General features: G+C 73.1%; 12 protein-coding genes. 8 read left to right on the top strand and 4 right to left on the bottom strand.

Annotated elements, in window-relative coordinates:
* Positions 1-11 precede the first annotated feature (11 nt).
* From ACFY7H_RS33830 to ACFY7H_RS33820, 3 genes are all read right to left on the bottom strand, one after another.
* Complete coding sequence (locus ACFY7H_RS33830) at positions 12-575, bottom strand: GNAT family N-acetyltransferase (protein WP_388946500.1); 564 nt, start codon at positions 573-575, stop codon at positions 12-14.
* Positions 576-580: 5 nt separating this feature from the next.
* Complete coding sequence (locus ACFY7H_RS33825; protein ID WP_388946503.1) at positions 581-1,846, bottom strand: GAF domain-containing protein; 1,266 nt, start codon at positions 1,844-1,846, stop codon at positions 581-583.
* A 398-nt stretch (positions 1,847-2,244) separates the two neighbouring features.
* Complete coding sequence (locus ACFY7H_RS33820; protein WP_388946497.1) at positions 2,245-3,888, bottom strand: acyl-CoA dehydrogenase family protein; 1,644 nt, start codon at positions 3,886-3,888, stop codon at positions 2,245-2,247.
* 17 nt (positions 3,889-3,905) lie between these two features.
* On the opposite strand from ACFY7H_RS33820, the gene ACFY7H_RS33815 reads away from it, so the two are divergent.
* The 7 genes from ACFY7H_RS33815 to ACFY7H_RS33785 all read left to right on the top strand — a co-directional run bounded on the left by ACFY7H_RS33815 (position 3,906) and on the right by ACFY7H_RS33785 (position 8,345).
* On the top strand, positions 3,906-5,030 hold the full coding sequence (locus ACFY7H_RS33815; protein ID WP_388946494.1) for a YihY/virulence factor BrkB family protein: 1,125 nt from the start codon (positions 3,906-3,908) through the stop codon (positions 5,028-5,030).
* Positions 5,031-5,247: 217 nt separating this feature from the next.
* Positions 5,248-5,487: a hypothetical protein gene (locus ACFY7H_RS33810; protein WP_388946491.1), complete on the top strand. Its 240-nt coding sequence runs from the start codon at positions 5,248-5,250 to the stop codon at positions 5,485-5,487.
* Between the two features lie 112 nt (positions 5,488-5,599).
* Positions 5,600-6,097 carry a DUF2975 domain-containing protein gene (locus tag ACFY7H_RS33805; RefSeq protein ID WP_388946488.1) on the top strand — a complete coding sequence of 166 codons (498 nt, stop codon included), beginning with the start codon at positions 5,600-5,602 and terminating at the stop codon, positions 6,095-6,097.
* Complete coding sequence (locus ACFY7H_RS33800) at positions 6,097-6,270, top strand: helix-turn-helix domain-containing protein (protein ID WP_388946485.1); 174 nt, start codon at positions 6,097-6,099, stop codon at positions 6,268-6,270. Before ACFY7H_RS33805 ends, ACFY7H_RS33800 begins: the two co-directional genes overlap by 1 nt.
* Positions 6,271-6,343: 73 nt before the next feature.
* Positions 6,344-6,778: a hypothetical protein gene (locus ACFY7H_RS33795; protein ID WP_388946482.1), complete on the top strand. Its 435-nt coding sequence runs from the start codon at positions 6,344-6,346 to the stop codon at positions 6,776-6,778.
* Positions 6,779-6,995: 217 nt separating this feature from the next.
* Positions 6,996-7,532 (top strand): hypothetical protein, encoded by a 537-nt coding sequence (locus tag ACFY7H_RS33790; protein ID WP_388946480.1) that lies wholly within the window; start codon positions 6,996-6,998, stop codon positions 7,530-7,532.
* Positions 7,533-7,613: 81 nt separating this feature from the next.
* Positions 7,614-8,345: a helix-turn-helix domain-containing protein gene (locus ACFY7H_RS33785; RefSeq protein WP_388946477.1), complete on the top strand. Its 732-nt coding sequence runs from the start codon at positions 7,614-7,616 to the stop codon at positions 8,343-8,345.
* Here the strand turns inward: ACFY7H_RS33785 and ACFY7H_RS33780 are convergent.
* Positions 8,279-8,677 (bottom strand): VOC family protein, encoded by a 399-nt coding sequence (locus ACFY7H_RS33780; protein ID WP_388946474.1) that lies wholly within the window; start codon positions 8,675-8,677, stop codon positions 8,279-8,281. The two genes, ACFY7H_RS33785 and ACFY7H_RS33780, sit on opposite strands and share 67 nt — an antisense overlap.
* Positions 8,678-9,064: 387 nt before the next feature.
* On the opposite strand from ACFY7H_RS33780, the gene rsgA reads away from it, so the two are divergent.
* Positions 9,065-10,156 (top strand): ribosome small subunit-dependent GTPase A, encoded by a 1,092-nt coding sequence (rsgA, locus tag ACFY7H_RS33775; protein WP_388946471.1) that lies wholly within the window; start codon positions 9,065-9,067, stop codon positions 10,154-10,156.
* Positions 10,157-10,161 lie beyond the last annotated feature (5 nt).

Here is a 10,161-nt window from a genome sequence, read left to right as displayed (position 1 = left end):
CCGGCCAGGGCTTACGCTCCCGGCCACGGCCCCGGCGTAGGCGTGGCCTCCTTCAGTTCCGTCTCCGTCCTGAAGACCTTGAACCCCCGGCGCTGGTAGTTGGCCATCGCCGTCGGGCCGTCCTGGCTGCACGTGTGCACCCAGACCCGCCGCGTGGGCTCGCGGTCCGGCCAGCGGGACGCGAGGTCCCAGGCGCGGGCCGTGCCGAAGGTCAGCAGGTGTCCGCCGATGCGGCGGCCCCGGAAGTCGGGCAGGAGCCCGAAGTACATGATCTCGACCACACCGTCGGGCTGCGGGTCCAGCTCCACGTACCCGGCCGGGGTGCCACGGTCGTACGCGACCCACGTCTCCACCCCCGGCCGGTTCAGCTGCTCCACCCACTGCGCGCGGGTCAGCGACAGCCGGTCCGTCCAGTGGATGTCCCCGCCCACCGAGGCGTAGAGGAACCGGCTGAACTCCGGCGACGGGACCTCCGAGCGGATGATCGTGATTTCCGGCCCCGGTACCGCCGCCGGGACGAGGTCCGACGCCGAGGTCATCTCGAGGGACCAGGTGGTGAGTGTGATGGTGCTCATGCGGTTCAGGGAATCACGGCCGCCGCGCCGTGGCCCACACGGGCCCGGACGACCGCCGGGGCGGTGGAGTGGGGCAGGAGCCGGCCCGGGTCCGCCGGGCGGATCAGCTCCACCTCCACGTCCTCCGCGAAGCGGTACGGCCGGTGCGTCAGGACCCCGGCGAGGTGCCGCCGCACCCGGGACAGCTCGGCGCGGACCGTCACCGTCCGCGTCGGGTCCCCGAACAGTTCGGCGGCCAGTTCCGCCGCCGTACGCCCCCGCGGCGCCTCCGCCAGCAGGAACAGCAGCTCCGCGTGGCGCGGGCTCAGCTCCTGGGACCAGCTGCCGGCGGCCCCGTACACCGTCGCCGACCAGGACCGGGGCCGGCTCAGGTCCAGCACCACCCGGCTCACCGCCGCGGCGGCGCCGCGCGGCTCGGCCAGCCGCAGCAGCCACCCGCCGGGCAGCGGCTCGGCCACGCAGTCGCCCAGCTGCGCGACCCGTACCGGCCCGGGGCCGAGCGCCTTCGGCAGGGCGACCCGGTCGGCGGGGGCCAGCCCGGTCACGGCCGCCGTCCAGCCGTGCGGGTCCACGGCCACGGCCCGCCCGGGCAGCCGGGCCAGCAGCGGGGCCGCCACCGCCCGCAGCCGCTCCAGGGACTCCAGGTGCCGCACCCGCAGCTCCCGCTCGGCGAGGCGGGCCACGGAGCTCACCCAGGCCAGGGTTGCCGGGTGCATGGTGGCGAGCGGCCCGCTGACGTCGACCACGCCGAGCAGCCGCCCGTCCCGCGGGTCGTGCACGGGGGCCCCCGCGCAGGTCCAGTCGTGGTGGCTGGAGACGAAGTGCTCCGCCGAGAAAACCTGGACCGGGCGCCGCGTCACCAGGGCCGTGCCCACTCCGTTCGTGCCGACCACGGCCTCGTCCCAGTCGGCCCCCACCGCGAAGCCCAGCCGGTCGGCCTTGCGCAGGATCGACCGGTGTCCCTCCCGCCACAAAAGCCGCCCGTCCGCGTCGGCGACGACCATGATGTGCAGGGACTCGTCCAGGGCGGGCAGCAGCCCCTCGCGCAGCACCGGGAGGATCTCCCGCAGCGGCGAGACCTGCCGCCGCTCTTCGGTCTCGGCCGCGGACAGCATGCGCGAGCGGGCGTCCCGGTCGGGGTGCACACCGCCGGCGAGCATCCGCCGCCAGGACTCGGCGATCTCCGGGCGGGGGGCGGCCGGCGGCCGGTCCCCGGCCAGCGCGGCCGCCCGTACCCCCTTGAGCAGGCGCGTCGCCTCCCGCGCGTCCATGGCCGAGATGCGCGCCACGTCGACCGTGCTGCCTGCGGTGTTGGCCACCGGAACCTCCCCGTGCTGAACAGGACGTACTGCCGGAGCCGCCCCCGGTGCCGCACGCGCGTGTTTCCCGGGCACATGCGGCGGGCGAATTCCGAGCCGTAAGGAATGCAGGGTTGCAACGGTATGCAACCCTCGCCAACCTCCGGTCACCCGACCGAAACTATCGGCACGCCGCCGAGCGGCGTGACAGCTCCTTCCTCGGGGCTCTTGGACCAGGGGTGGTGCCGAGTCGGCGCGGCGCCACCCCCGGTCCCACCGCCACGGGCTCGGATCCGGTGCTGAGCGTTCCGGTGGCCGTAGCGGTTTGGGGACCACGACGGCCGGGGAGCACGGGGGTTTGGGGACCGCCGTCAGCCCGTGATCCGCGCCCGTGCCACCACCGCGGCCAGGTCCAGGCTGTGCGGCAGCGTTCCGAAGGCCGCCCCCCAGTCACCGCCGAGCCGCGACGCGCAGAACGCGTCCGCCACCTCCGGCGGGGCCCACCGCACCAGCAGCGAGCCCTGCAGCACCAGGGCCATCCGCTCCACCACCCGGCGGGCCCGTGCCTCGATGCCGTCGAGGTCGGCCAGCTCCGTCAGCAGGTTCTTGATCGCCGCGTCCAGCCGGTGGTCGGCGCCCCGCGCCAGGCCGACCTCCTGGAGGAAGGCGTTCAGGGCCTGCGGCTCCCGCTGGAGCGCGCGGAGCACGTCCAGGGACTGGACGTTGCCCGAGCCCTCCCAGATGGAGTTCACCGGGGATTCGCGCAGCAGCCTGGGCAGCCCGGACTCCTCGACGTAGCCGTTGCCGCCCAGACACTCCAGGGCCTCCGCCACCATCGGCGTGCAGCGCTTGGTCACCCAGTACTTCGCGGCGGGCACGGCCAGGCGCAGGAAGGCCCGCTCCTGGTCGGTCCCGGCGTCGTACGCGGCCGCGAGGCGGAGCGTCAGAGCCGTCGCCGCCTCCGACTCCAGGGCGAGGTCGGCGAGGACGTTGCGCATCAGCGGCTGCTCGATGAGCGGTGCTCCGAAAGCAGAGCGGTGCTCCGCGTGGTGGACGGCCTGCGTCAGCGCCTGCCGCATCAGCGAGGCCGAACCGATCACACAGTCCAGCCGGGTCGCCGCGACCATCTCGATGATGGTCCGCACCCCCCGGCCCTCCTCGCCCACCCGCCGCGCCCACGTACCGTCGAACTCGATCTCCCCCGACGCGTTCGACTTGTTGCCCAGCTTGTCCTTCAGCCGCTGGATCGCGAACGCGTTCCGCGTCCCGTCCGGCAGCACCCGCGGCACCAGGAAGCAGGTCAGCCCACCCGGCGCCTGCGCCAGCACCAGGAACCCGTCCGACATCGGAGCCGAGCAGAACCACTTGTGCCCGGTCAGCACGTACTCCCCGGAGGCGTCCAGCGGCGCCGCCGCCGTCGTGTTCGCCCGTACGTCGCTGCCGCCCTGCTTCTCCGTCATCCCCATCCCGAAGAGCACCCCGGCCTTCTGCCCGGCCGGCCGCAGCCCCTCCTCGTAGACGTGCGAGGTCAGCCGCGGCTCCCACTCCGCCGCCAGCTCCGGATCGGCTCGCAGCGCCGGCACGGCGGCGTGCGTCATCGAGACCGGGCAGCCGTGCCCCGACTCGGCCTGCGACCACAGGAAGAAACCCGCCGCGCGCCGCAGGTGCCCGGCCGGGCGGCCCCAGGCGTCCGTCAGCCCGGCGCCCACCGCGTGCCCGAGCAGCCGGTGCCACGAAGGGTGGAACTCCACCTCGTCGACCCGGTTCCCGTACCGGTCGTGCGTCCGCAGGACCGGAGGGTGCTCGTTCGCCTCCCGGCCCCATTGCTGGGCCTGCGCGGAACCCGCGGCACGCCCGAGAGCGGTGAGCTCCCCGCGCACCTCCTCGCGGAGTTCCGGGGCCGCGTCGGCGAGGTGCCGCTCCACGCCCTCCGTGAGGGCGCGGTCGCCGAGGTAGACCTCGTACCCCACGAGGGGAGGGGCCTGGTTGCTGACTGTGTGGGTGGTGGCTGCCATGCGGATACCGTAAGGACGTGCAGCCAGCAAAAGAAACACCCGAGGGCTTCCCGGTACGGCCGGGACGGCTCCACCGGGCCCGCGCCCTCTACCGCAACGTCTCCAAGCGCACGATGGGCTGGCTGCTCCTCAAAGACACCGTCAACTCGTGTATCGAGTACCGGATCCTCGGCCTCGCCGCCGAAGCGGCCTTCTTCACCCTCCTCTCCCTGCCTCCGCTCTTCCTCGGCCTGCTGGGCCTGCTCGGCTACGTGGACGGCTGGACGAACACCGAGTCCGTCGCCAGCATCGAGGAGAACATCCTGCGCGCGGTCGGCACCGTCCTGTCCGACCGGGGCGTCAACGACATCGCCAGACCCATGCTCGACGACGTCACCAGCCGCGGCCGCCCCGACCTGATCTCCCTCGGCTTCGCCTTCGCCCTGTGGTCGGGCTCGCGCGCCGTCAACGTCTTCATCGACACCATCACCGTCATGTACGGGCTCGACGGCCAGCGGGGCATCGTCAAGACCCGGCTGCTCGCCTTCCTCCTCTACGTGATCGCCCTGCTGATCGGCGCGATCGTGCTCCCGCTGATGGTGGTCGGACCCGACGCCGTCGTCCGCCTGGTGCCCTGGAGCACGGAGGTCATCGCCGTCCTCTACTGGCCCGTGGTCACCCTGCTCTCCATCGCCTTCCTGACCACGCTCTACCACGTCTCCGTGCCCGTCCGCTCCCCGTGGATCGAGGACGTGCCGGGCGCGCTGGTGGCGCTCGCGATGTGGGTGCTCGGCTCGTTCCTGCTGCGGATCTACCTGACCAACACGGTGGAGGGGCCGACGATCTACGGCTCCCTGGCCGCGCCCGTCGCGATCCTGCTGTGGATCGGCATCTCCGCCTTCGCGGTCCTTGTCGGCGCCGCCGTCAACGCCGCCATCGACCGGGTCTGGCCCTCGGTGGCCACCGCCGCCGCCCGCGAGGCCAACGAGCGGGCCCGCGAGGCCGAGGCCGCCCGGCTCGTCGCCCGCGCCGCCGCCTGGCGGGCCCTCGCCGAGGGGGAGTCCGAGGACGACGAGGACGCCGGAATGCCCTCGGAGTTCCCCGAGCGGTGGTCGAACTTCCTGCCGCCCGACGACTACACCTCCCGCCTGCGCAAGCACTGACGGCGGGCCCGCCCTGGGCTGTCGTCACAGTCCCGCCTGGCCCGCGGCGCTCCCCCAGCTACCGCTGGGAGGTGCCCCAGGCACCGCACCTCGCCGCTTTGTCGGGGCGCCCGAGTACGTGCAGTACTCGGGCGCCCCTCCGCCTTGCGATGCACGGCACCGGACGCCGCGGGCCTGACCGGCAGTACTTCGACGACAGGACCTCGTTCCCGGCGACGTGGCCCACGCCGCAGGTGCCGACGCCTCGTGGAGCCGGCGGAAAATCCCCTTCGAACTCCTCGGCGCCGCCCTCGACGACCTCGTGGAAACGGGCCGGCTGCCCGAGACCGGCGCCCGGGAGCCGAGCCCCTCGCCTGGTCCGCCGTCCACGGTCGCGCTGTCCTCGTCATCGACGGTCCCCTGCGCGGCCTTCATCCCACCCAGGCCCACGACGCGGGCCGGCACCTCCTCGACGTGATCGAACGCGGTCTCTGGCCGCCGGACAGGGCGGCGTTCGTCGCCGGCTGAAGGCTTGCCGCATCTATCGATTCTCGATAGATTTCCATCGTTGCTCGATCGAGGGAGAGATGATGGGGAAGCTGACGGTGCTCGCGCTGCGCGCCGTGCTGGTGGTGCTGCTCGCCGGGTCGGTGTTCGTGGAGGCGGTGATGGTGCCGCTGCTGGCCAGCGATCTGGAGGGGCTCAAGGAGGAGTTCGCGTACCTGCGCGCGCCGTTCCTCGCGCTCATCGTCCTCGGCGTCGTGACGGTGCAGGTCGTCCTGGTGTGCGTGTGGCGGCTGGTGACGATGGTGCGACGCGGGACGGTGTTCTCCCATGCCGCCTTCCGGTACGTGGATGTCGTCATCGGTGCCATCGTGGCGGCCGCCCTGCTGGTGTTCGCGCTCGGGGCCGTGCTGGCGCCGGGCGAAGCCGTCGCCCCGGGCGTCGTCCTCCTGATCGGCGGGGCCGGCCTCGCCGTCCTGGGCGTCGCGCTGATCGTGCTCGTACTGCGGATGCTGCTCGCCCAGGCCGTCGCGCGCGACGTCGAGGCGGCCAGGATGCGGGCCGAGCTGGACGAGGTGATCTGATGCCGATCGCCGTCGGCATCGACGTGATGCCGGCCAAGCGGAAGATGCCCGTGGGCGAACTCGCCGAACGCGTCTGGATCACTGCCGCCGACCTGGCGGTGCTCGAGAACGGCCGGGCCGAGGCGGTGCGCTTCGCGGCGCCCGCGGCGCTCTGCGAGGCGCGCGACCAGTAGGGTGACGGTGTGTCATGGCCGGGCCTGGAGGCCCGAGTCGAACGGATCACATCGAGAGAACAAGGTGCTCAGGTTGAAGAGGTTCAAGGCCACGGTTGTCGCCATCGCCGCCATCGCCGCCATCGCAGGACTGGCCGTGGCCGTCACGCCGGCTCAGGCAGCCGATACCTGCAATGCGGGGGGCGGCGGCCTGTACATATGTGATTACGGCGTAACGAACCACGCGCTTCCGAACGGCCAGAAGGAACAGTTCCTGGTCGGCCTCGACTATGCGGTGTGGACGCGCTGGACCGTCAGCAACCAGTGGACCGGATGGGTGTCCTTGGGCAAGCCCGATCCCCTCGGTTCTGCCCGCGCCGCGAACGCTGTCAAGGTGCAGGATCAGCAGGTGGACGGCGACTTCCGAACGACCATCTACCTCAACAACAGCAGCGGCCCCGTCGTCAGCAGGACGCGCCTCGCCCTCGGATCGGGCTGGACGCCTTGGGACTGGCCCAACTTCAACTGACCGAATGTTCCGCCCCCCGGGCCGTACGCGCCGGCCTGTTCGCGGACGGAGGCGGGCAGCAGCTCCCACCCTTCGGCCGGGGTGATGCCGGTCATCCGGATTCCGTCCGTTCTGCGGGTGAGGGGACATGGGCAGCATCCTGCCTCCCCCGTGTGGGGGAAGAGGTCGGGAGCGGGGGACGATGTGGGTCGGCTCGGCTCCCGGCCAGCATGTCGTCATGCCGAACCTGTTGCGAGTCAAGGCCCTGCCGGACGTGCCCCGGTGGGCCGCCGTCGCCGCCCATGCCGTTCCGTTGATCGCCGTCCCATCGGGGCTGTGGCGGATCGCCCTGGTCGTGGGGCTGCCGGTTGCCGCCGCGCCCGTGACGACCGTGCCCGGAGCGGCGTACGTGCTCTTCCTCAGCGTGCTGTCCGAGTGCCTGGCCCTGCTCACGCTGGGACTGGTCCGCGGCTGGGGGGAGACCGTGCCGCACTGGATCCCGTACCTCGGCCGGCGGCGGGTGCCACCGCTCGCGGCGGTGGTTCCGGCCCTGCTGGGGGCGGCCGCCGGGGCGGCCCTGGTCGCCTGGTTCACGTACGCCAACGTCGTCGGGATCGGCGAGGGGACCATCGGCAGCCCGGCCCAGGACATCTTCCTGCTGGTCTGTTACGTCCCCCTGGTCGCGTGGCCCCCGCTGCTGGCGGCGGTCGCCCTCGCGTACCACCGGCGCCGGAAGGCGGCGGCGCCCGTCATGGCGATGGGTGGGCCGCGATGAAGCCGGACAGCTCATCGGTTGCCGGGAGGCCCGAGGCGGCCGAGGCGAGGTGGGATGAAACGCCCCCTCTAAGGTGGCCGTGTGTACGAGGAAGCGCCGTCCGGGGAGGTACCCGGAGCCGTGGTCTGGCGGGCACGGGGACCCGGCGGGGTGGTGCTGCCCGACGGGTGCATGGACCTGCTGTGGACCGAGGGGCGGCTGCTGGTCGCCGGCCCCGACACCGGCCCGCACCCCGCCGGGGAGGTCCCCGGCCGTGCCTTTGCCGGACTCCGCCTCGCCCCCGGCACCGGGCCCGCGCTGCTCGGCGTACCGGCCCACGAGCTGCGCGACCGGCGGGTGGAGCTGGCCGACCTGTGGCCCGGCCCCTACGTGCGCCGCCTCAGCGAGCGCACGGCCGCGTACGAGGACCCGTGCGCGGCCCTCGAAGCGCTGGCCCGGACCCGCCTCGCCGCCGCCGGCCCGCCCGACCCGCTCCCCGCCGAGGTGACGGCCCGGCTCCGGGCGGGGCAGCCGGTCGCCGCGATCGCACGGGCCGTCGGGCTCGGGGAACGCCAGCTGCGCCGGCGCTCCCTCGACGCCTTCGGGTACGGCCCCCGCACCCTGGGCCGGGTGCTGCGCTTCCAGCGCGCGCTGGCCCTGGCCCGGCGCGGGCTCCCCCAGGCGGAGGTGGCCTGCGCCGCCGGGTACGCCGACCAGGCGCACCTGGCCCGCGAGGTGCGCGCCCTGGCCGGGACCACCCTCGGGGCCTACACGGCGTCGGCGGGGGCGAACAGCGAGACCCCGCAGCCGTCCGGGTCGAGCACCACCGCGTAGCGCTGCCCCCAGAAGGCGTCCCAGGGCTCGAGGTGCCCCTCGTACCCGGCGCCCGTCAGCTCCGCGTACAGCGCGTCCACCTCGGCGGGGGACTCGCACAGAAAGGCGAGCTCCCGGCGCTGGCCGCCGCTCGGCGGGGTCCAGGAGGGGTCGAAGGACCTGACCGTCTCCTCCGTGTCCCAGCCGATCCGCAGCCCGCCGGGCAGTACGGCCTCGACGTGCGGCTGGGTGTCGGCGCCGGCCGGGACGTCCAGACCGAGCCGGCGGTAGAAGGCGAGCGAGGCGGCCATGTCGGAGACGACCAGGCCGATCATGTCGAGTCGTGGAGTCATGAACCGCAGGCTAGGCGGCCGGCCGGGCCGCGGTCTTGAAGGAAACGGACATCGCGGGAACGGTACGACGGCCCGTGCGGCATCGGGACCGCCTCCGCGGCAGGACGTGCGCCGGGCCCCGAATTTAATCGGTGGTGCCGCGCCTTGGGGCGGGGCTATGGTTCTGCTCGTTCCGAGGCGCGGCTGTGTGTCGTCGCCGAGGGCGTGGTGCCGGTTCGTTGAGAAGAAGCAGGAGGTGAGGACATTGATGACTGTCACGGTGACGGGCTTTGCCCGCATTCAGGAGTTCATCATCGTTTCCGCCCCTGTGGTCTCCGGCTGACCTCACACTCTCTTCGCACCGCCGCCGAGCGGGCGCTGCCGGGGCCACCCTGTGAAGGGTTCCCCTTGACTCTCTCTTCTTCCTCCTCCCTCTCCTCCCTGTCCTCCTTCGGCTGGGACGAGGCGTGGGCCGACGAGTTCGCCCCCTACGCCGCCCAGGGACTCCTCCCGGGGCGCGTCGTGCGGGTCGACCGGGGCCAGTGCGACGTGATGACGGAGAACGGCGTGGTCCGCGCCGACACCGCGTTCGTCACCCCGCACGACCCGCTGCGGGTCATCTGCACGGGCGACTGGGCCGCCGTCGAGGCGACCGGCAATCCCCGTTACGTGAAGGCGTACCTGCCGCGCCGGACCGCCTTCGTGCGGTCCACCTCATCGCAGCGGTCCGAGGGGCAGATCCTCGCCGCCAACGTCGACCACGCGATCATCGCGGTCTCGCTCGCCGTCGAGCTCGACCTCGGCCGGATCGAACGGTTCCTCGCGCTGGCGTGGGAGTCGGGGGCACAGCCGCTGGTCGTCCTCACCAAGGCCGACCTGGTCCCGGACCCCAGCACGCTGGCCCACCTGGTGCAGGACGTGGAAACCAGCGCTCCGGGCGTGCAGGTCCTCACCGTCTCCTCCCACACGGGGGAGGGCACGGACGTGCTCGCCGCGATCGTCGCCGACGGTACGAGCGTGCTGCTCGGCATCTCCGGCGCGGGCAAGTCCACGCTGGCGAACGCGCTCCTCGGCGCCGACGTCATGCACGTCCAGGAGACCCGCGAGGTCGACGGCAAGGGCCGCCACACCACCACCACGCGCAACCTGCTCGCCCTGCCCGGCGGGGGCGTGCTGATCGACACCCCGGGGCTGCGCGGCGTCGGGCTCTTCGACGCGGAGGCGGGGGTGGGGCAGGTGTTCTCGGAGATCGAGGAGTACGCCGAGCAGTGCCGCTTCCACGACTGCGCGCACGAGGCGGAGCCGGGGTGCGCGGTGCTGGAGGCGGTGGCGGAGGGCGAGCTGCCTGAGCGGCGCCTGGAGAGCTACCGCAAGCTGCTGCGCGAGAACCAGAGGATCGTCGCGAAGACCGACGCCAGGCTGCGGGCGGAGATCCGCCGGGACTGGCGCATGAAGTCGGCGGTGGGGCGCGCGAATTACGCGGCGAAGCGGGGCAATTAGCGGGT

It is taken from the genome of Streptomyces sp. NPDC012794 (assembly GCF_042901085.1).
Classification (GTDB): domain Bacteria; phylum Actinomycetota; class Actinomycetes; order Streptomycetales; family Streptomycetaceae; genus Streptomyces.
The sequence above is the reverse complement of the archived record's forward strand: the minus strand, read 5'-3'. Positions and strand labels throughout refer to the sequence as shown.